16 protein-coding genes are annotated in these 20,118 nt (G+C 63.7%); 7 read left to right on the top strand and 9 right to left on the bottom strand.

Translation table 11 applies throughout. The features are described 5' to 3' along the window. Positions 1-77: 77 nt before the first annotated feature. Entirely contained in the window at positions 78-2,804 is a 2,727-nt protein-coding gene (secA, locus tag KXR53_RS16615; protein ID WP_437376345.1) for a preprotein translocase subunit SecA, read from the bottom strand. Positions 2,805-3,025: 221 nt separating this feature from the next. Further along, positions 3,026-4,333: an esterase-like activity of phytase family protein gene (locus KXR53_RS16610; protein ID WP_437376344.1), complete on the bottom strand. Its 1,308-nt coding sequence runs from the start codon at positions 4,331-4,333 to the stop codon at positions 3,026-3,028. Positions 4,334-4,674: 341 nt separating this feature from the next. On the opposite strand from KXR53_RS16610, the gene KXR53_RS16605 reads away from it, so the two are divergent. The 4 genes from KXR53_RS16605 to mutT all read left to right on the top strand — a co-directional run bounded on the left by KXR53_RS16605 (position 4,675) and on the right by mutT (position 8,075). Continuing rightward, a complete protein-coding gene (locus KXR53_RS16605; RefSeq protein ID WP_437376343.1) occupies positions 4,675-5,634 on the top strand; it encodes a peptidylprolyl isomerase in 960 nt (319 codons plus the stop codon). Between the two features lie 27 nt (positions 5,635-5,661). After that, entirely contained in the window at positions 5,662-6,891 is a 1,230-nt protein-coding gene (argJ, locus tag KXR53_RS16600; RefSeq protein ID WP_437376342.1) for a bifunctional glutamate N-acetyltransferase/amino-acid acetyltransferase ArgJ, read from the top strand. A gap of 190 nt (positions 6,892-7,081) precedes the next feature. After that, positions 7,082-7,642 (top strand): GNAT family N-acetyltransferase, encoded by a 561-nt coding sequence (locus tag KXR53_RS16595; protein ID WP_437376341.1) that lies wholly within the window; start codon positions 7,082-7,084, stop codon positions 7,640-7,642. Positions 7,643-7,682: 40 nt separating this feature from the next. Beyond that, positions 7,683-8,075, top strand: coding sequence for an 8-oxo-dGTP diphosphatase MutT (gene mutT, locus KXR53_RS16590; protein ID WP_437376340.1), 393 nt, complete (start codon positions 7,683-7,685; stop codon positions 8,073-8,075). 44 nt (positions 8,076-8,119) lie between these two features. Here the strand turns inward: mutT and KXR53_RS16585 are convergent, their stop codons facing one another. The 5 genes from KXR53_RS16585 to KXR53_RS16565 all read right to left on the bottom strand — a co-directional run bounded on the left by KXR53_RS16585 (position 8,120) and on the right by KXR53_RS16565 (position 13,183). Further along, positions 8,120-8,581 (bottom strand): hypothetical protein, encoded by a 462-nt coding sequence (locus tag KXR53_RS16585; protein WP_437376339.1) that lies wholly within the window; start codon positions 8,579-8,581, stop codon positions 8,120-8,122. Further along, complete coding sequence (locus KXR53_RS16580; protein ID WP_437376338.1) at positions 8,565-9,857, bottom strand: AAA family ATPase; 1,293 nt, start codon at positions 9,855-9,857, stop codon at positions 8,565-8,567. Before KXR53_RS16580 ends, KXR53_RS16585 begins: the two co-directional genes overlap by 17 nt. 966 nt (positions 9,858-10,823) lie before the next feature. Beyond that, a complete protein-coding gene (locus KXR53_RS16575; RefSeq protein WP_437376337.1) occupies positions 10,824-11,528 on the bottom strand; it encodes a hypothetical protein in 705 nt (234 codons plus the stop codon). A 481-nt stretch (positions 11,529-12,009) separates the two neighbouring features. After that, positions 12,010-12,306: a hypothetical protein gene (locus tag KXR53_RS16570; protein WP_437376336.1), complete on the bottom strand. Its 297-nt coding sequence runs from the start codon at positions 12,304-12,306 to the stop codon at positions 12,010-12,012. Between the two features lie 55 nt (positions 12,307-12,361). Beyond that, positions 12,362-13,183 carry a hypothetical protein gene (locus KXR53_RS16565; protein WP_437376335.1) on the bottom strand — a complete coding sequence of 274 codons (822 nt, stop codon included), beginning with the start codon at positions 13,181-13,183 and terminating at the stop codon, positions 12,362-12,364. Positions 13,184-13,670: 487 nt separating this feature from the next. Between KXR53_RS16565 and KXR53_RS16560 the strand changes: the two genes are divergently transcribed. Then, positions 13,671-15,314 carry a PBSX family phage terminase large subunit gene (locus KXR53_RS16560; protein ID WP_437376334.1) on the top strand — a complete coding sequence of 548 codons (1,644 nt, stop codon included), beginning with the start codon at positions 13,671-13,673 and terminating at the stop codon, positions 15,312-15,314. Between the two features lie 513 nt (positions 15,315-15,827). On the opposite strand, the gene KXR53_RS16555 is transcribed toward KXR53_RS16560, so the two are convergent. Beyond that, complete coding sequence (locus tag KXR53_RS16555; protein WP_437376333.1) at positions 15,828-16,094, bottom strand: hypothetical protein; 267 nt, start codon at positions 16,092-16,094, stop codon at positions 15,828-15,830. A gap of 1,151 nt (positions 16,095-17,245) precedes the next feature. On the opposite strand from KXR53_RS16555, the gene KXR53_RS16550 reads away from it, so the two are divergent. After that, a complete protein-coding gene (locus tag KXR53_RS16550; RefSeq protein WP_437376332.1) occupies positions 17,246-18,415 on the top strand; it encodes a calcium-binding protein in 1,170 nt (389 codons plus the stop codon). Positions 18,416-18,903: 488 nt separating this feature from the next. Here the strand turns inward: KXR53_RS16550 and KXR53_RS16545 are convergent, their stop codons facing one another. Further along, on the bottom strand, positions 18,904-19,083 hold the full coding sequence (locus tag KXR53_RS16545) for a hypothetical protein (RefSeq protein ID WP_437376331.1): 180 nt from the start codon (positions 19,081-19,083) through the stop codon (positions 18,904-18,906). Between the two features lie 331 nt (positions 19,084-19,414). Between KXR53_RS16545 and KXR53_RS16540 the strand changes: the two genes are divergently transcribed. Next, a complete protein-coding gene (locus KXR53_RS16540) occupies positions 19,415-19,837 on the top strand; it encodes a CBS domain-containing protein (RefSeq protein WP_437376330.1) in 423 nt (140 codons plus the stop codon). Positions 19,838-20,118: the final 281 nt, after the last annotated feature.

Genomic DNA, 20,118 nt, shown 5'->3' with positions numbered 1-20,118 from the left:
CCCAGCTTGGCAAAAGCGAAGGCCGGCGGCGATGGGATTCGCCGGCCGGCCTCAGGGCAGCTTCGCTCTGTCGGTGTTTACGCCACCGCGCCGTGACAGTGCTTGAACTTCTTTCCCGAGCCGCAGGGGCAGGGGGCATTGCGCGGGGTGTGCACCCAGTCGGGGTTCAGCGCCAGGGCCGCGCTCGCCGCCGCCACCGCCGCCTCGCCGCTGACGGTCGCGGCTGCCGGCTCCGGCGCGCCGAGCGCCGGGTCGAAGCGGCCTTCATGCATCTCGCGCTGCATCGCCGCGCGCTGCTGCGCCTCGACGTCCTCCGGCCGGGTGACCCGCAGCTCGACCTGCGCCAGCACCTGGGTGACGTTCTCGCGCAAGCCGGCCAGCATCTCCTCGAACAGATTGAACGCCTCGGCCTGGTATTCGCGCAGCGGGTCGCGCTGGGCATAGGCGCGCAGATTGATGCCCTGGCGCAGATGGTCGAGCGTCAGCAGGTGGTCCTTCCAGCTCTGGTCGAGGATCTGCAGCAGCAGGCTCTTCTCGGCCATCCTCATGATCTCGGGGCCGTAGGCCTCGACCTTGGCCGCCATCTTGGCGTCGACTGCCGCCTGGATCCGCTCCTCGATCTCGCGGTCGGCGATGCCCTCTTCCGTGGCCCACCCCTTGACCGGCAGGTCGAGCCCGAAGATGCGCAGCGCCTCCTCGTGCAGCCCGTCGATGTTCCACTTCTCGGCGTAGCTGTTCTCAGGGATGGCGCGGGCGACCATGCCGGCGACCACCTCCTGCCGCATATCGGCGACCATGGCGCCGACCTCCTCGGCCTGCATGATCTCGCGCCGCTGCTCGTAGATCACCTTGCGCTGGTCGTTCATCACGTTGTCGAAGCGCAGCAGGTTCTTGCGGATGTCGAAGTTGCGCGCCTCGACCTTCTCCTGCGCCTTCTCCAGCGCCCGGTTGATCCAGGGATGGATGATCGCCTCGCCCTCCTTCAGGCCGAAGCGGCGCAGGATGCCGTCCAGCCGCTCGGAGGCGAAGATGCGCATCAGGTCGTCTTCCAGCGACAGGAAGAACTTCGACCCGCCGGGGTCGCCCTGGCGGCCGGAGCGGCCGCGCAGCTGGTTGTCGATGCGGCGGCTCTCATGCCGCTCGGTGCCGACGACGTAGAGGCCGCCGGCCTGCAGCACGATCTCCTTGTTCCGCGCCACCTCGGCCCGGATCTCGGCCTCGCGCCGCTCCCGTTCCGCCGGGTCCTCGACGCCGGCGAGCTCGAGCGCGACCCGCATCTCGACATTGCCGCCGAGCTGGATGTCGGTGCCGCGGCCGGCCATGTTGGTGGCGATGGTCACCGCGCCCGGCCGGCCGGCCTGAGCGACGATATAGGCTTCCTGCTCGTGGAAGCGGGCGTTCAGTACGTTGTGCGGGATCTTCTCCCGCTGCAGCAGCGCCGACAGCGTCTCCGACTTCTCGATCGACACGGTGCCCACCAGCACCGGCTGCTGCCGGGCGTTGCACTCGCGGATCAGGGTGACGATGGCGTCGTATTTCTCGCGGACGGTGCGGTAGACCTCGTCGTCCTCGTCGCGGCGCTGGACCGGGACGTTGGTCGGGATCTCGACCACCTCGAGGTTGTAGATCTCGCCGAACTCGGCGGCCTCGGTCTGCGCCGTGCCGGTCATACCCGCCAGCTTCGGATAGAGGCGGAAATAGTTCTGGAAGGTGATCGAGGCGAGGGTCTGGTTCTCGCGCTGGATCTCCACCCACTCCTTGGCCTCGATTGCTTGGTGCAAGCCTTCGGAATACCGCCGGCCTTCCATCATGCGGCCGGTGAATTCGTCGATGATGACGACTTTACCGTCCTTGACGATGTAATCGCGGTCCAGCTGGAACATCACGTGGGCGCGCAAGGCTTGGTTCACGTGGTGGACGACGTTCACGTTGTGGATGTCGTACAGGTTGTCGCCCTGGAGAAGGCCGTTCTCGATCAGCAGGCGCTCGATCTTCTCCTGCCCGGCCTCGGTCAGGGCGACGGTCTTCTGCTTCTCGTCGTGCTCGTAATCCTCGACCGCGGCCAGGCTCGGGATCAGCCGGTCGACCCGGATGTACATCTCCGACGAATCCTGCGCCGGGCCGGAAATGATCAGCGGCGTGCGCGCCTCGTCGATCAGGATCGAGTCGACCTCGTCGACGATGGCGAAGCTGAACGGCCGCTGGACCATGTCCTCCAGCCGGAACTTCATGTTGTCGCGGAGGTAGTCGAAGCCGAACTCGTTGTTGGTGCCGTAGGTGATGTCGGCGCCATAGGCCTCGCGCCGCTCCTCGTCCGACAGGCCGTGGACGATGCAGCCGACCGAAAGGCCGAGGAAGCGGTAAATCCGCCCCATCCATTCGCTGTCGCGCCGGGCCAGGTAGTCGTTGACGGTGACCACATGCACGCCCTTGCCGGGCAGGGCGTTGAGATAGACGGCGAGGGTCGCGACCAGGGTCTTGCCTTCGCCGGTCTTCATCTCGGCGATCTTGCCCTGGTGCAGCACGATGCCGCCGACCAGCTGCACGTCGTAGTGGCGCTGGCCCAGCGTCCGCCGCGCCGCCTCGCGCACGGTGGCGAAGGCCTCCGGCAGCAGGTCGTCCAGCGTTTCGCCCTTGTCCAGCCGGGCCCGGAACTCCTGGGTCCTGGCCTGCAGCTCGGCGTCGCTCAGCGCCTGGAACTGGGGTTCCAGGGCATTGACCTCGACCACCGGGCCGGTGATCAGCTGCTTGACGAAGCGATCGTTGGACGAACCGAACAGCTTTCGGGCGAACGCACCGAACATCGAAACCTCGACTTGGGCGGGAGAGCACGCGACGGCACTCCCCCAGGAAATTGGGGCCGCGCCAGCCGGCTTTCAACGCGCAGCCGTCCGGCGTCGTTCCGGCGCTGCGGTGGAAAGCGCCCGGACCCGCGGGCGCGGCACCATAGCGGATGGACCCCGCCCTGCCAATGGCCGGAGGGACGGAGCGGCCATGCCGTTCCGCCCCGTTCCGCTTGGCCGCCCTAGCTCGCCGGGTCGGCGGCGATGGCGCTGCCCTTCAGGATGACCGGGCGGGTGGTCTCGCCGGTGATGCCGAAATCGCTGTCGTTGAGCAGCAGCAGCGACCCGTCGCCGGCCAGCGCCAGCCCCTCGATCTTGACCGGCACCTCCGGATGGTCGGCGCTGTCGAAGCGCAGCGTCTTCGTCACCGGCACGATCTTCGCGGCGGCCAGATCCTGGCTCTGCTCCAGGCTCGGCGATGTCTTGAGGTCGTCCCAGGCGGTGCCGTGGATGTCGGTGGCGCCGGCCAGCGACACCTCGTACAGCTTGGTGGTGCCGTCGGTGCGCTCCAGCACCAGGAAGCGGTCGGGCCCGAGGCCCATGATCTCGCTGATGCGCGGATCGCTCTGCTTCTTCGACGGGTCCAGCCGGAAGCTCTGCGGGTCGTCGAGCGTGTAGACATATTCGCCGGTGACCGCGAGCGTCGCCGGGTCGAGGGTCCACAGCCGGGCGTTCTTCGAGGCCCGGTAGGTGTCGGCGTCGGGGTTGGCCAGCGGGTTCTGGATGATGGTGGCCAGGCGCTTGCCGTCCGGGGTGATGGCGAGCGATTCCAGGCCGCGGTTCAGGAAGCGCTTGGCCAGGACCGCCGGCAGGCCGCCATCGACCGGGTAGTGCGCGCCCTTGTAGTCGCCCTCGGTGCCCTGCGGCACCACCCGGCGCAGGATCTTGCCGTCCGCCGCGACATGCAGCAGCGACGGGCCGTTCTCCTCCGACACCCAGAAGCTGCCATCGGCCATCGGCACGATCGCCTCGGCGTCGACCGCGTCCGGGTTCTGCTGCAGCTTCTTGCCGGACAGATCCAGCGGCTGCTCGGTCGAGGCATGGGTCAGCGGGTTCAGGAGGCCGTTGACCGGCTTGCCGTCGCCGTCGCGCAGCGGCAGCACGGCGTCGACGGTGAAGGTCCGGTCGTCCTTCAGCGTGATCCGGTAGATCGAGGGCGAATAGTCCGGCAGCGGATAGATGCGGCCCTTGCCGTCGCCGCAGATGGTCTTGCCGTCGACGCCGAAGACGTCCTCGACATCGCCGCAGGTGAAGTTCGGGCCGCGGTCGGAGATGGTCCAGAAGGTCATCGGCGGGTCGTCGGCCCGGCGGGCGGCGCCGCTGCCGATGCCGACATTCAGCTCCCGGGTCTTGCCGCCGGGCACCGAGATGGTGCCGAGCGCCAGCTTCGGGTCGGCGCTGGTGTAGCTGGTCAGGGTCTCGGCGCCCTGCGCGGCCGGAAGGATCGCGGCCGAGAGCAGCAGGGCGGCAGCGAAGGAACGGAACAGCATGAACCCCTCCTCAGAGACCGCCTGCAAAGGCACCTGGCGCGGCCAGCGCATTTCCAAACGGTCCCTTAATTCTTTGTCACCCGGGGCCGGCACGCTGTCGACCCGGGACCGCCCGACTTCTAGGATTTGCCGCGTGTCGCGCCGGTGACGGTCGTGTTAAGCTTTGATGACAGCGATCCCGCTCCATGACAGCGGCTTCTGGTCCGCTTGTGCCTGGTTCCGGCCTGTGCTTTACCTGTGCGCCACGTCGCGCAGTTGGCGCCGCCGCGATCCCATGACCGGATGCCGGCACTCCTCCGCCGAGGCGCCGCTCGTCCCACAGTTCTGAAAGGACGCGTTTGATGTCTTCCCTCGCCCTCCGCCTGCTCGTCGGCGCGGCTGCCCTCACGCTCCTGGCCGGTCCGGTCATGGCCCAGGATGCGGCGAAGCCCGCCGAGGCCCCGGCTGCGGATCAGGCCGCGAAGCCGGACGATCCGGTCGCGGCCACGGTCAACGGCCAGCCGATCTACCGCTCCGAGGTGCTGGAGGCGATCAACAGCCTGCCCCAGCAGTACCGGCAGATGCCGGTCGAGATGCTGGTGCCGCTGATGGCCGAGCAGGTGGCGACCGCCCGCCTGGTGGCCCAGAAGGGCATCGACGCCGGGCTGCAGAACGATCCTGAGGTCAAGGAGCGCCTGTCGACCGCCGAGCGCCGGATCATCCAGGACGTCTGGCTGCAGCGCCAGATCAAGGCCAAGGTCACCGACGCGGCGATCGAGGACGCCTACAAGAAGTACCTGGCCGACAATCCGCCGCAGGACCAGGTCAAGGCCCGCCACATCCTGGTCGACAGCGAGGAGAAGGCCAAGGACCTGATCAAGCAGCTCGAGGGCGGCGCCAAGTTCGCGGACCTGGCCAACGCCAACACCACCGATCCGTCGGGCAAGGATTCGGGCGGCGATCTCGGCTGGTTCTCCAAGGACCAGATGGTGCCGGAATTCGCCGACGCCGCCTTCAAGCTGGACAAGGGCAAGTTCAGCACCGCCCCGGTGAAGACCCAGTTCGGCTGGCACGTCATCCTGGTCGAGGACAAGCGCACCCTGCCGCAGCCGACGCTCGACGAGGTCAAGCCGCAGCTGGAGGAGCAGCTGTCCCAGGCGCTGGTGCCGCAGATCATCGCCGAGGTGAAGCAGGGCGCCAACATCGTGGTCATGGGCGCGGACGGCAAGCCGCTGCCGCCGCCCAGCACCGAGGCGCCGGCCGGCGGCGACCAGCCGCAGCCGGGGCAGCAGCCGGAACAGCAGCCGGCGCCGAGCAAGTAACCGGCGCGCCGAGACGGGGAGGGGACCATGGCCGGAGCATTGCCGCGTTCGCCGCTCGCGCCGGAGCGGCTGCCGGATCTGGATCCTGTCGCCGGCGTGCGGCTGGCCGCCGCCGCCTGCGGCCTGAAGAAGACGGGGGCGCCGGACGTGCTGTTCGTCGCCCTCGACCCCGGCACCACGGCGGCGGGGGTGTTCACCCGCTCCCGCTGCCCCTCCGCCCCGGTGGACTGGTGCCGCCGGGCGCTGCCCCAGGGGTCGGCCCGGGCGGTGGTGGTGAATGCCGGCAACGCCAACGCCTTCACCGGCCAGGCCGGGGTGAAGACGGTGGCGTCGACCGTGGTCGCCGCCGCCAAGCTGGTGGGCTGCGAGTGGGAGGAGGTGTTCGTCGCCTCTACCGGCGTGATCGGCCAGCCGCTGCCGGAGGACCGCATCGCCAAGCACCTGCCGGATCTCGCCCAGGCGCTGGGTGAAGACTGGGCCGCGGCGGCGGAGGCGATCCGCACCACCGACACCTTCGCCAAGGGCGCCAGCCGCACCGCCGTGATCGGCGGCACCGCGGTGACCATCACCGGCATCGCCAAGGGCTCGGGCATGATCGCGCCGGACATGGCGACGATGCTGTCCTTCGTCTTCACAGACGCCGCCATCCCGGCGCCGCTGCTGCAGCGGGCGCTGAACGCTGCGGTCGACAAGTCGTTCAACGCCATCACGGTGGACGGCGACACCTCGACCAGCGACACGCTGATGCTGTTCGCCACCGGCCAGGCCGGCAACCCGCCGCCGGCCGGGGACGGCGACCTGGCCGATTTCCAGCGGGCGCTGGAGGACCTGACCGCCGATCTGGCGCGCCAGGTGGTGTGCGACGGCGAAGGCGCGCAGAAGCTGATCACCATCACGGTGACGGGCGCGATCTCGGACCGTTCGGCCCGCCGCATCGGCCTCGCCATCGCCAATTCGCCGCTGCTGAAGACCGCGGTGGCGGGCGAGGACGCGAATTGGGGCCGCATCGTCATGGCGGTCGGCAAGTCGGGCGAGCCGGCGGACCGCGACCGCCTCGGCATCGCCATCGGCGGCGTCCAGGTGGCGCGCGACGGCATGGTGGTGGACGGCTATGACGAGGCGCCGGTGGCGGCGCATATGAAGACCCGGTCGATCGAGATCGAGGTCGATATCGGCATCGGCCGCGGCCGCGCCACGGTCTGGACCTGCGACCTCACCCACGGCTATATCTCGATCAACGCGGATTACCGTAGTTAGCTGCCCGTTCCAGGGTTATCGGATCGATGGGTCAAGCGCAGGTCAGACTCACATTGTCATGCCCGGGCTTGACCCGGGCATCCAGAAGGTCTCGACGCCCTCTGGATCGCCGGGTCAAGCCCGGCGATGACAAAAAGGGGGGCCGGAGCGCCAAGTCTCCTGCGGTGCCCAGCCGAGGGCCCGTGGCCCCGTGACCGAGCTGCCGGAGGAGCTGGAGACCGAGCGCCTGAGGCTGCGCCGGCACCGCCCCTCCGATGCCGGGGAGATCGCGCATCTGCTCGACGATTGGGAGGTGGTGCGCTGGCTGTCCGACGTGCCCTTCCCCTACAGCTTCGCCGATGCCGAGGACTGGATCCGGACGGCAGAGAAGCGCTGGATCGCGGGGCGCGAGTACCAGTTCGTGGTGATGCTGGCCGACAGCGGCGCCGTGATCGGCCATATGGGGCTGGCGATCGCGACCAACGGCCGGGTCGGCAGCTTCGGCTACTGGTTCGGCCGGCGCTATTGGGGTCAGGGCTATGCGACGGAGGCGGCGCAAGCGGTGATCGCCTTCGGCTTCCTCGACCTGCGACTGGAGCGGATCCAGGCCGCCTACCACCCCGACAACGCCCCGTCGGGCCATGTCCTGGTCAAGGCCGGGCTGATGACCGACGGGTTCAAGACCATCGAGTTCAAGGCGCTGGGGCAGGCGGTGCCCTGCCCGCTCTTCGCCCTCAGCCGCCAGGATTATCTGAAGATCTATGCCGCCTGATTCCCCTGCCGCCGCTCCCGCCGTTCCGCCCGCGCTGCCAATGGTGCTGGTGGTCGCCGTCGCGCTGATCGACGCCGACGGCCGCGTGCTGATCGCGCAGCGGCCGGAGGGCAAGCCGATGGCCGGCCTCTGGGAGTTCCCGGGCGGCAAGGTCGATGCCGGCGAGACGCCGGAGGCGGCGCTGATCCGCGAGCTGCGCGAGGAGCTGGCGATCGACACGGAGGAGAGCTGCCTCGCCCCCTTCACCTTCGCCAGCCACCGCTACGAGCGCTTCCACCTCCTGATGCCGCTCTATCTCTGCCGCCGCTGGCAGGGCACGCCGCAGCCGCGCGAAGGCCAGACCCTGGCCTGGGTGGCGCCCAAGGCCCTGCGCGACTATCCGATGCCGCCGGCGGATAAGCCGCTGGTGGCGATGTTGAGGGATGTGGTGTGACGCCGGTGGCCAGAGTGCTGAGGGGTGGTAGGGGCGGAGGAAAGCTATAGCATTAATTCTTCAATATCATATTCGGCTCGGTTGGTTTTTACAGTCAATCTTATGCCAAGCTTTCGGGCTCTCGTTTTGCTATCTATTACAAAAGAGTCGAATGCAGGTGCGCGTGAACAGATTATTAGCATCGCAATTTTGTTTTCTAGCCACTCTTTGCAGTTCTCACTTTCCAGCGTGGCAAATAATTGTTTGCATGCATGACGCACATCTTTTCCCTTCAACTCAACGATCACGCTTCCTACATTAACTTTCGTGACAATCCAGTCCGCCCTATGCCCTTCTTTTATCAGGCAATTGTCGACCTGGATTCGGCGAAATAGATCTTCCTTAGCATTTGTGAAATCGACTTTCCTCCCGCGTTCCTCGATTGATATCTTCTTATGCCTTATTTCTTCCACACAGCCATTACATGCCTTCTTTGATGTCGTTGGCTTCTTACTTGGAGTCGCCATATTCCACATCCAACAGCCTGTCGAAGATTCGAGCAACGCGATCCGAAGCTCCGTCTATATATGACGAATCAATTAGACCACCTTCATCGATCAAATCCAGGAAATGTCCGTGCTCTATGGCATACGCTCGCACGTTCATAGGCGTTAGCCAACATTTTCTGGGAATTATATTTTCGATGTCCTGTCTTATGTTCTTTCGTCTGGCCAATATTCCGGCTTTTAGATACGTATTGATTTTGGATAGAACGTATGGACTGTGTGTAGTCAATAGAAGGTTTCTTTCTTTGACGCTAACCAAATTTATCATTAAATAATCGAGAAGTTCGCTCTGGGCTGTTGGAAATAGATGAGCTTCTGGTTCTTCGATGTAAAACATCGATCTGTACTTTCTCGAAGATCTCCCGTCTTCAGAGAAATATTTAATGAGCAACCATATAGGAAAGACCTCCTGCTGCCCGCTCGACAAAGTGTTAAATGGTACTTTCCGACCATCCTCGGTCTGAAGAAATATTCCGCTTCTCTGAAATATCACCTCACCGCCAAGAATCCTTCTCATCACCTCTCGTTGCTCGGCATCCATATTGCTAGTACGCCGCCCACGATAGACGTCAAGCTCCAGGGCCTGTTCACGCAAGGCGCCAAAGAGTTTTGCAAATCTGGTAGTCAGCGGATCAAATGTTGGCGTATCATCAATAGCTGCAAGAAATTTACCGGCACTGGTAAAAAACGAACGACTAGCCGGAACAAACGTCTGGAACCCAATATAATCCGAGCCGAGGAAATTGAGAAATATATCCTCCATTCGATTACGCAAGCTCCACGCTCTCTCGAATCGTTTGCTCAGACCGGACTCGAATTCGTCGTCGTCGGATGGAGAAAGATTTGAATATTCATTAAGTAGTATGTTGTAGTATTTTTTATAGAACGCCGAAAAAGATATCGAAATATCATCCGTTACCTCGTTTTTTCTTGTTCGCCTTTTAATCCGAGCTTCAAAGTTCCCGGCAACCAAATCGATTGTAAATCTCTCTTGCCCCCAGGCACTAGCGGGGAACCATGTCTTGAACTGAGAGACCAGCTCACCTGACATTTCCTCATACTTTACGCCTTCTTCAGCAAAACGATACTGCCTATTCATTATATCACAAAAGAAATACAGTAATTTTGCCGCAAGGCTTTTTCCACTGCCTTGTGGTCCTATTATAACAGTCATCGGAGCAATTTGTATTTTTGCTTCCCATATCCCGGCAAATTTCTCGATCCTTAAGGTTATCATTGTCGGGAATCCATATCTCTATGGTCCTTCATCTGTTACCACTCTCAAAGTTTGTCCCAGCATAACCCGGCGATCTGAGATGGCGGCCACGGAATTCACTCCGAGTTCGCTTCCGTTTGGTCCCGCCCCCCGACTGCGGCCATCACCCCCTTATCGAAAATCCATCAGCGACGGCATCGCGTCAACGGCCTCGCGTGCGGTGAACTCCGACTCGCTCGAAGATCCTACTCTAGGATTGCAGTGACAGCGCACCTTTGGGGAAAGAGCGCGGTTGCGCATTCGGGTCGACTAGTGAGCGTGTGCGGCCGGCTCGCTGATCTGCTCCGATGAGGAGAGAGAAGTCGAGTTGCGCGCAGCTTAGGTTGGCCCATAAATCAAGGGCGGAGCGCCCAGCGACGCTCCGCCCGAAGGGTGAGAGCTGAGGTCACCATCGTCGCAACTATACCAACTCCCGTCGCCCAAATTGTTTCTACAAAGTGGTTACGGAACTCAGTCAGATACGCCTTGGCTTTCCTTACTATACTGGCACAAGATAGAGTTTTTAATTTCTCTCGTCCTGTTCTCATGGCATTCTCCTTCGATTGTCTTCCAAACATTCGGAAGATGACGAGGGCGACCACGAGAGCTAGCATAGTTGCGGGACTCGAACCCGCCTCACCTCCCGAAGCTCAAATTATGTTACTTTTAATGCAAAATTGCGCATTTGGCTAGCGCGGACCTGGGTGCAATTGCGGTGACAGTGCACCTTTAGCGGGCTTCCGCCCTCGCCTGCCGGGAGCGAGAGGCCGGCCGCTCTCGCGTTCGAGCCGGTCCAGGAAGTCGCGGCCGCCGAGCGGCCTACCTATCTGCTCGGCCCGCCCCCCAATTCGCGCACTGTCACCGAATTCCTTAATTCCGCGCACGAAGACCTAGTTACGTTGAGCTGAAAGTTCGTACGATCCACCAAAGCATATTGACGGATTACTGTCATGGCTTTCTACCAACTATAAGTTCAATTTCACTCTTTTGAAGGTTCGCGTTTCCAAAAACAGTTGCCTCTTTGATAATTGCCATGTCAAGCAAACTATTTATTAACACTTGAAGTTCTGGTGATGCGCGACGATTTTCCGCATCCTCATCATTGATACGGAAGATGATTCCGACAGGATCCTGCGAGAAAACGGCCTGATCAACACCAGCGTCTCGACCGGCATTCCAACCAGCCGCACGAAAAGCGGATACGAAGTCCTCGGCGAACCGCTTTCCCTCGGCGTCCCCCATTATGCAGATGATAGTGACTTTGCGACCCTGAAATGGCGAGAGTGCATTTGCCAATGCTGCATGTTGATCAGGCAGTAGGCGACGTGGTGCTATCTTGGCTTCGAGCGCCAATCGTGCGGCTCGTTCTCGCTCCGCACTAGCCTGCAGGATTAAATTAGATTCCCGTAACTTCTCTGTGTTCTCATTAGCGAGTGCTGCGGCTTTATTCGCGGATGCTGTCTCCAACTCGTTGGCACGGATTCGCTCGTCGGAGAAGCGCTCCTTGATCACGCCAAACATGTAAGAACCGACAGTGCCAAGCAACACGAACACGGAAGAAACTATTAGTACTAGATTTGAAATCTGATGCCAAAAATCTGCCTGCGATGGAGAGATGTTGGACATGAGCGCTCTCGATTTTCTTTTCTTCATGGGATTCTCTCGCGGCTGGCTCACTGATCTGCTCCGCTCACCAGAGCCACGTCAAAATTGTACATTGTCAACGCAATTCATTCCGTAATTCATTCGAATTACCGTTTATCTATGCTTGCCAAGCGGAATCCCGAGAGCCCAAAATAGAAGTAGGATGAAGGCCATAGCGATTAGAACCATGATCGCGACTGTCTTGTTATGGTCGACCGTCGACGAGCTGCAACTAGGGCACATCAGCACGTAGCCGCTCCTCTGTCGACCATTATGGCCTTTCAAGACCCTGGTTCGGGTGGCTTCTCCGGGCCCCACGGAGCGCCCGCAATTGTAACAAGTCGCCATGACGAAATCGCTCGACAGAATGGATTGGACTAATCGGTCGAGCCTAAATCAGGCCAGCCGACGACGCCAGACAATCGAGTCCCGCTGGACTGCACCCCTGGGATGAGACACGAGAATTAGGGTGACATGGGTTGATCGGCGATCAGGAGACGAGGCCGGCCCAGCCCCAGGCCAGGACTTCGGATGTCACCGGCGACAGACTCAGCAGGAGGACGACGAACAGGGCGAAGATCAGCGCGAACCAGCGCGGGCGGCGATGCGACAGGGCGAGCGCCATTCCGACCGTGAGAGCGGCCCAGATGGCAATGCTTCCGGCGGCGCTGATCAGGTAGTTGCGAGGGGACCGATAGGCCCATCCGCCACCTTCCCAGCCCCAGGGATACCCTTCGGCGAGACCGAGGGCCACGTCGACCGCATCGGCCACCATGACCGCGGTCATCAGCGCGGCCAGGGCAACCACAGCCCAGCCGGCCCAAACAGCGATTCTGGATCCGCTAGCTGTAGGCGACATCAACCGTCACGCTTTGGCCGTATGCTCTGAGGTGTCCGACGAAGTCGTTCATGCTGCCGGTCAAATCGATGCATCCCGCCGACCCGGGAATCAAGCCGCCGTGGATGCTGAAACCCTCCCGTCCGAGGGTATTCGTGCCCCGCAGCGGCCGCAGCCAGAGTCGGTGATCACCCCAGCTGAAGTCATTGCCGGGCCATCTTCCGCGACCGACCAATCCTTTGCCCCAGTCGATCACATCCTGGTTGCGATCCTGCAGATCGGTCAGGTCCGCAAGATAGGTTCCGACCGGCAGCGGGCCTTTGTCGCGCAGGCCCTGATTGGCCGGGTCCTGATGCCCCGCAGCGCCGGACACGGCAGACCAGCTCTTCTCGACGCGGCCGTTGCGCAGCCACGCCAGTTCCCGCCCGGTGAAGCGCAGCCAGACCGTGCGCCGCATCCGCACCTGCAACTCGCTGCCCCAGAGATCGAACCGGGTGTTGGTCGGCATCTGCCCGCCGGGCGCGATCGTGGGCAAGGTCAGGTCGGATACGGATTCGGCCTGGAACCCAGGCGCAAGGACGCGGATGCGATAGTTGGCGCAGACATGTGGCAGGAGCCGCAAGCGTGGAAGCCCTTCCTCAGAGAAAGCGACCAGCTCACGACCGCTGTAATTTGTCGCGAAGGATAACGGACGCAGCCGCGCGCCCGGCCAAGCAGCCCGTTCACCAACGGCTTGCTCGACGTCGGCCAGGACCGAAACCCGGATCGGGCCGATCGACGGCCGTTGCTCTATTCGGGGAACGATCCGGATCTCATCGTCGACCATATCCGGGTCGCCCCCTCACACCGCCTTATTCCCGGCTAGGCTGCTTCGGTCAGGACTGTATTCCATTCAGGCGTACGGCGGTCAATGGCCTCTCCGACACGGAGGGAGGCTCAGAGCCGGCGAGGCCGGCCCATTGAGTTTGGAAGGGACGATCCGGGTCGGAGCTCCTGGATGGCCACGCCCCTTCGGGGCTCGCCATGACGGATGGCGCAGTTACGGCGGCAGTGCACCTTAGCGGGCTTCCCCGTGCCTGGCGGGAGCGAGAGGCCGGCCGCTTTGACGTTCGAGCCGGCGCGGCGATCCGGGCCCGGACCACTGGATGGCCACGCCCCTGCGGGGCTCGCCATGACGGATTGGAGCTGGGCGATATCTGGTGTTCCCTATTTGTTCTTGACATGATGCCGCGTCGCGCCGCATAATTCAGGCACAGTCGAACAGTTGCGCCCGCCCGGCCCCGCCGCGGCGGGCTTTTTCGTGCGAGGGCGGGATGGAGCTGAAGACGCTGGACGAGTGCGACGAGGATTTCGCCGAGTGCTGGGTCAGCCACGGCGATGCATCCCGGGCGGCCCGGGAGACGGGCCTCTCACCCAGAAGCGCCAAGGTCCTCGGCTACCGCAAGCTGCACGAGCCGCAGGTCCTGGCCGCCTGCCTCATGAAGGTGGTCGAGATGGTGGCCGGGGGACAGTGGCCGGAAGGCCGGGTGGTGCGCCGGCTGCGCAAGGTGGCCCCGGACTGCCTGGCGAGGGGCCTGAACGAGCATGGGGTCGAGGGCCTGCCGCCGGTCGAGGAGGCGTACCGGCAGTTCCGCCTCGCCGTGAGGCTCGACGAACGCAGGACGAGGCGGAAGCCGATGCCGCGGCCGGACGGGACCGGGACGGCGCCGGACGGGGCGGAAGCCGCACCGGCGAAAGCAACCAGGCCGGCGCCGTTCGCCCCGCCGCGGCTGAGACTGCCGCCGGCCTTCCGGGGCCTCAGGAAGGCGTCGCGCTACAAGGCCGTCCATGGCGGGCGCGGCTCGGGCAAGTCGCATGTCTTCGCCGAGCTCTTGGTGCGCCGCTGCGTCGAGCGGCCGATCCGGGCGGTGTGCATCCGCGAGGTGCAGCGCTCGCTCGACCAGTCGGTCAAGCGGCTGCTCGAGGACAAGATCCAGGCGCTGGGCCTCGGCCCCGCCTTCACCGTCCAGGCCGACCGGATTCTGGGGCCGGGGGACGGCCGGATCATCTTCCAGGGCATGCAGAATCATACGGCGGAGTCGATCAAGTCGCTGGAGGGCTACGACATCGCCTGGGTCGAGGAGGCACAGTCGCTGTCGCAGCGGAGCCTGGAGCTGCTGCGCCCGACCCTCCGCAAGAAGGGGTCGGAGCTGTGGTTCTCCTGGAACCCGACCCGGCCGGACGACCCGGTCGACCAGCTGTTCCGCGGCGGCCCGCCGCCGCCCAATTCCGTGCTGATCGAGGCCAACTGGACGGCCAACCCGCATTTCCCGAAGGTGCTGCAGGCCGAGATGGAATGGGACCGCGAGCGCGACCCGGACAAGTACCAGCATGTCTGGCTGGGTGGCTATCGGCGGGTCAGCGAGGCGCGGGTGTTCACCAACTGGCGGGTCGAGGCGTTCGCGACCCCGGCGAACGCCCAGTTCCTGTTCGGCGCCGACTGGGGCTTCGCCCGCGACCCGACGGTGCTGGTGCGGTGTTTTCTCAGTGGCCGGACGCTGTTCGTCGACCACGAGGCCTATCGGGTGGGGTGCGAGATCGACCGCACGCCGGCGCTGTTCGACACGGTGCCGGAGGCGCGGCGCTGGCCGATCGTCGCCGACGGCGCCCGGCCGGAGACGATCAGCTACATGCAGCGCCACGGCTTCCCCAAGCTGAAGCCGGCGGTGAAGGGTGGCGGCTCGGTCAAGGAGGGCATCGAGTTCCTGAAGAGCTGCGACATCCTGGTGCATCCGCGCTGCCGGCACCTGATCGACGAGCTGGCGCTGTTCTCCTACCGCACCGATCCGAAGACCGGCGAGATCCTGCCCGAGCTGGAGGACCGCGAGAACCACGCCATCGACGCCCTGCGCTATGCCCTCGAAGGCCAGAGGAAGCAGTACGGCACCTATGACAGCAGCCTGCGCTGGGTGGGGTGAGGGCGGGTGCTCATGTTTGCGTAGCCTCTCCCGTGATCCCCGGATCAAGTCCCATGGCGCTAAGACAATGGATGGGCTGGTGCCGCCTCCTCACCCGAAATCGCTGACGCGATTTCGACCCCGGGTCAAGCCCGGGGCAGGCTCTCTCCCCGAGGAGAGGTGAAACTGCCCTCTCCTCGGGGAGAGGGAGGGGCCCATTCGCGGCAGCGAATGGGAGGGTGAGGGGGATTCGGACCGCGCCGCTGAGCAAGCCCGGCCCTATGTCCTCGAAGACTGGGTCGTGACGGTCGGTGACAAGGGGACGGGACAGGGATCGGTGATCTCGCCGCTGCGGCCGCGAATTCCGAGCCGCCGCCGAAGTTCAGCCCGGTTCCTGAAACTGCGCTGGAGGATCAGGACCACCTGGAGTCGATCCAGACGATGGTCGATCCCAGGCCGTTGACGAAGGCCGACAGGTAATCCCGCTGCGATCCAGCCGACGATCATTCCGAGCGCGATCCCGTCGTGATCATGTCAGAACTTCAGCTTCTTAAGCTTCGTAATCTGCTTCTTGAGCGAGGCGACTCTCTTCTTGCGCATCTCCTCGGCCCGGGCCACCGCCTCCTCTCGGGTCCGATGCCAGTCCCGCCCCTCCCCGTGATAGTAGACGGTGCCCATCTGGCTCTGTACGACGATCATGTCGGCCGGTGCGCCGCTGAGCTCGCCCTCGACCTCCTGGATACCGGCGCTCAGAGCATATTTCGTGATCCAGACCTTCACTTCGTCGGCCTTCTCCAGCACTGCAGATCATGTCCCGCCCGAGCAGTCTGGCGATCCGCACGTACCAGAGCGCCCGCGTCACGTCGAAGTGCTCGATGTCGGACTAGCGGGCGAGGTGGATGGCGTGCACTCGAGCTCGCAGTCGACCTCGCCGCTATGCCAGTCCTTGCTGTACCGGCCGTAGAAGCCCTCGAACACGTACCAGCCGGGGCGTCTAGCAGCCGTCTTCCAGGAGCAGGGCAACGGCGTCGTCAGTCATAGTATACTATGCGCGAAAGGACCGACAGCGAGGTTTTCTGCTTCAAGGTCGGAGGAAACGGCGACTGCGGACTGGATGGCATCCTTGACTTCAGGGATGGTGAGGACATGCTCGACGTTGTCCCACCCGGGCAGCCCGCCGCCCTGACTTCGCCCGGGTCCACCTGTTCACGAGGCAGAGCGGTGACGACCTGGTAATCGACCCCGCGGCACCTGGGGGTGCCTCAGGAAGAGAGTCTCTGAGGCTGCTCGGGTTCAATCGCGCTTTGCTCGACCCGACCGACTTCATCTTCTGAGTCGGGAAGCCGCTCGCGGCCATCCGCGGTTTGCCTAATCTTTCTGCGGAAGTGAATATGGCAAGATCCGCGGGAATACCCCTGGGGGTCGGTAGCGAATTCCCGCTGGGTGCCATTGCGGCACATAGCCGTTCCTGATTCGGTTCTCAGCCGTCCTCCAACCGCACCTCGCGGGATCTCGAGGAAGTGCCGGAGTGTCTCCATATAGTATCGCCCTTTTGGATGACATCCGAATGGATGAGATCCGGCGAGGCGAACGGGGGTTGCGGGTTAGGTGAGTACGCTTATTATAGGGTACGCGCATCATAGAGCATGCGCTTTAAAGCAAGCGCTATAGAGCAAACGCATGCACCCGGTGGAATGCCGGGTGGCTCTCCGGCCGCCGAGACCAGCTGGCCGCACTGTCGTGGAACTCCTTATATCGGCAGCTTGCCGACAGCGGGCCACGGACTGGAGCAGAAAAACTCGATCGACGGGCTGACGTCCAAAGGCCCATCACGGAAGCTTGTTCGCTAGCTTTGCGTGAGCGGCGCCGCATGGCAGGCCCGGGCTGACGCGCACGGTGACGCGCTGCGCAAGGGCTGCCGGCGCTCTCCGTGTCCATTCAAGGAGGAAGTCATGGCCAATATATTTGGCACACCCAACCCTGATGTCCTCACAGGCACGGCGCAAACCGACAAAATCTGGGGATTTGGTGCAGACGATACCCTCTCTGGCCTCGGAGGGGACGACGTAATCTTGGGCGGCACCGGGGCAGATCGCATTTCCGGCGGCACCGGCGACGATGACCTGTTCGGTGAAGCCGGCAACGATACCGTCAACGGCGACGCCGGCGACGATCGCGTCCACGGCGGCAATGGCGCAGATACCCTCAACGGCGACGCCGGCGACGATGATCTGTTCGGTGAAGCCGGCGCCGATACCCTCAACGGCGGCGATGGCCGGGATACTCTCGACGGGGGTGCCGGCAATGACAGACTTAACGGCGGGACCGGGAATGATCTACTCCGCGGCGGCGCCGGCACCGATACCCTCAACGGCGACGCCGGCGACGATGATCTGTTCGGTGAAGCCGGCGCCGATACCCTCAACGGCGGCGATGGCCGGGATACTCTCGACGGGGGTGCCGGCAATGACAGACTTGACGGCGGAACCGGGAATGATCTGGTCCGCGGCGGCGCCGGCCGCGATACCCTCAACGGCGACGCCGGCAACGATCATCTTCTTGGCGAGGCCGGCAACGATACCCTGAATGGCGGTGTCGGCAACGATAGCCTCAGCGGCGGCGCCGGCGCGGATATGGTTAACGGCCAAGCCGGAAACGATCACCTGTTCGGTGACAACGGCAACGACACTCTCAGGGGCGGCGCCGGCAACGATGTGGCTTTCGGAGGGGATGGCAACGATCAGGTGTTCGGTGGCGCGGGCTTCGATGAGCTCTTCGGTGGCCGCGGCAACGATCAGCTCACCGGCGGCTCTGGCTTTGACGACTTTCTCTACGTTATTGAACCTGGCGTCGGGAACAACAGAGATCGTATCACCGATTTTTCGAGAGCTGACGACGATTTTATCTTCGTGGACTCGGTGAACCCGTTCGCCACGGCGGCCAGGGTCGACCCCGACGGCAACGGCATCGTCGAACCGAATAATCCTAACGTGGTCGCGGTCCCCGGCGGCTTGCGCATGAATTTCGGAGGGGGGAACACCCTCACCGAAATTGGCGCAATGACCCTGAACATCGGGCTGGTCGGTGCTATTGGGATGGAGAACGATATCAATTTCGTGTGAGCCGGCCACCACACGGGACATTACGGGCATCTGCAGTCCGTGACGGGTTCCACTGACCTCTGCGACCAGGCGGTCATCACCCGCCTGGTCGCAGAGGTCACCACCGGCCCGGGCCCCTTGTCGCTGAATCAGGGACCCGGACAGGGTCGTCGCCGCCGGCGGCCGAGTGCACCAATGTTGGATCCATCAAATAGAGGCCGTTGACAGCAGGCGTGGCATCACTCGTTGCTCTTCTTTCGGGCGCCGCCAGGGGCCTCACATCGCCCCTGGCAGCGCCCGCCTCTGTCGTGATGAAATTGCAGTGACAGTGGTGCGCCAGGGAAGCCGGCGCGATCCAGGCGGTGGAAGACCGGTCCGGGTAAGTCGGAATTGCGGTGACAGCGCAATTTCAGCGGGGCTTCCGCCCGCGCCGGGCAGGGGTGAGAGGCCGGTCGCTCTCGCGTTCGAGTCGGTCCAGGACGTCGCGGCCGCCGAGCGGCCGGCTCCGACTAGATCTTGTCGGCTACGCCCTGACCCAGAATTCGTATCTCTTTGATGATTTCGTCCACCTCCTCGTCGGGCGTCTGGGCCTGCTCAGGAAGGGTGTCCTCCGGCAGAAACTCATGGAGGGCCTCCCGGATACGCCTCAGCAGCTCCCAGACCTCCTTCTCGTCAAGCGTGTCGGCCATCGTCCCTCCTCGGCCCATAGCGGCTGGCCCGAACAGTTGCCGAAGTGATGGCACAGCGTGGGTCATTCTGTGCGCCCGAGCTTGAGCTTGCAGCGGCTCAGCTCTTGGCTGCTCCTTCAACGGTGCGCAGCCATTCAGCCGAGGTTATCACGGGTTCGGCACGATGTGTGAGAGCCAGGGGAACTGGCCGCGGGAGCGCCGATGTTGACATCGCAAGCGGGTCGCGCCGGGAGCGTCCCGCAGGATGCCTCCCCGTATCCGTCGACCCGCCACGTGTCGCGAATGAGCGACCCATGGGCCGAAGGAGGGCATCAYGAAGATAGCCGAGGTGATGACCAGCGACGTCGCGGTGGTGGGCCCGCAAGACAGCATCCGCCGCGCGGCGCAGATGATGGAGAAGCTGGACGTCGGCTCGCTGCCGGTGTGCGACGGCAAGCGCCTGGTCGGCATGATCACCGACCGTGACATCACCGTTCGCGCCGTCGCTGCGGGTCGAGACCCCGACAACACGATCGTCGCGGACGCCATGTCGGGAGATGTATGCTGGTGCTGGGAGGATGACGATGCCCAGGAGGTGTCGGAATTGATGGGCGAGGCCCAGATCCGGCGCATGCCCGTGCTCGACGCCGACAAGCAGCTGATTGGCATGGTTTCGCTGGGCGATCTCGCGACCAAGCACGCGCCAGGTGCCGCCGAGACGCTGGAGGAGGTCTCGACCCCACCCGCGCCCGACAAGAGCGGGAAAGAGGAATGAGCGCGACCGGCCGCTCGGGGCGGATACCGACAGAATTACGGTGACAGTGCACTTTTGGCGGGCTTCCGCCCGCGCCTGGCAGGAGCGAGCGGCCGGTCGATCTGCTCCGCCGTCCCATTCGTGCGCTGCCACCGAACTCCACCGAATTCCGTTACCGAACTCCGGCTGGAATGCATCTGAAGCGGAGCTCGCCCGGCCTGCCCTTCCGGCTTTTCATTGCGAGGCCGGAACCACCGCCGCCTCCCGCGCGTGGATCTTATGAGCCACCAATGGAGGCAAAG

It is taken from the genome of Inquilinus limosus, from assembly GCF_051487185.1.
Lineage (GTDB): Bacteria > Pseudomonadota > Alphaproteobacteria > DSM-16000 > Inquilinaceae > Inquilinus > Inquilinus limosus_F.
The sequence above is the reverse complement of the archived record's forward strand: the minus strand, read 5'-3'. Positions and strand labels throughout refer to the sequence as shown.

What these genes read in the sequence shown, in the direction of transcription:
- secA (WP_437376345.1), bottom strand. Translation starts at nt 2,804, where the DNA reads ATGTTCGGTGCGTTCGCCCGAAAGCTGTTCGGTTCGTCCAACGATCGC.
- KXR53_RS16610 (WP_437376344.1), bottom strand. Translation starts at nt 4,333, where the DNA reads ATGCTGTTCCGTTCCTTCGCTGCCGCCCTGCTGCTCTCGGCCGCGATC.
- KXR53_RS16605 (WP_437376343.1), top strand. Translation starts at nt 4,675, where the DNA reads ATGTCTTCCCTCGCCCTCCGCCTGCTCGTCGGCGCGGCTGCCCTCACG.
- argJ (WP_437376342.1), top strand. Translation starts at nt 5,662, where the DNA reads ATGGCCGGAGCATTGCCGCGTTCGCCGCTCGCGCCGGAGCGGCTGCCG.
- mutT (WP_437376340.1), top strand. Translation starts at nt 7,683, where the DNA reads ATGGTGCTGGTGGTCGCCGTCGCGCTGATCGACGCCGACGGCCGCGTG.
- KXR53_RS16585 (WP_437376339.1), bottom strand. Translation starts at nt 8,581, where the DNA reads ATGGCGACTCCAAGTAAGAAGCCAACGACATCAAAGAAGGCATGTAAT.
- KXR53_RS16580 (WP_437376338.1), bottom strand. Translation starts at nt 9,857, where the DNA reads ATGATAACCTTAAGGATCGAGAAATTTGCCGGGATATGGGAAGCAAAA.
- KXR53_RS16575 (WP_437376337.1), bottom strand. Translation starts at nt 11,528, where the DNA reads ATGAAGAAAAGAAAATCGAGAGCGCTCATGTCCAACATCTCTCCATCG.
- KXR53_RS16570 (WP_437376336.1), bottom strand. Translation starts at nt 12,306, where the DNA reads ATGACCGCGGTCATGGTGGCCGATGCGGTCGACGTGGCCCTCGGTCTC.
- KXR53_RS16565 (WP_437376335.1), bottom strand. Translation starts at nt 13,183, where the DNA reads ATGGTCGACGATGAGATCCGGATCGTTCCCCGAATAGAGCAACGGCCG.
- KXR53_RS16560 (WP_437376334.1), top strand. Translation starts at nt 13,671, where the DNA reads ATGGAGCTGAAGACGCTGGACGAGTGCGACGAGGATTTCGCCGAGTGC.
- KXR53_RS16550 (WP_437376332.1), top strand. Translation starts at nt 17,246, where the DNA reads ATGGCCAATATATTTGGCACACCCAACCCTGATGTCCTCACAGGCACG.
- KXR53_RS16545 (WP_437376331.1), bottom strand. Translation starts at nt 19,083, where the DNA reads ATGGCCGACACGCTTGACGAGAAGGAGGTCTGGGAGCTGCTGAGGCGT.
- KXR53_RS16540 (WP_437376330.1), top strand. Translation starts at nt 19,415, where the DNA reads ATGACCAGCGACGTCGCGGTGGTGGGCCCGCAAGACAGCATCCGCCGC.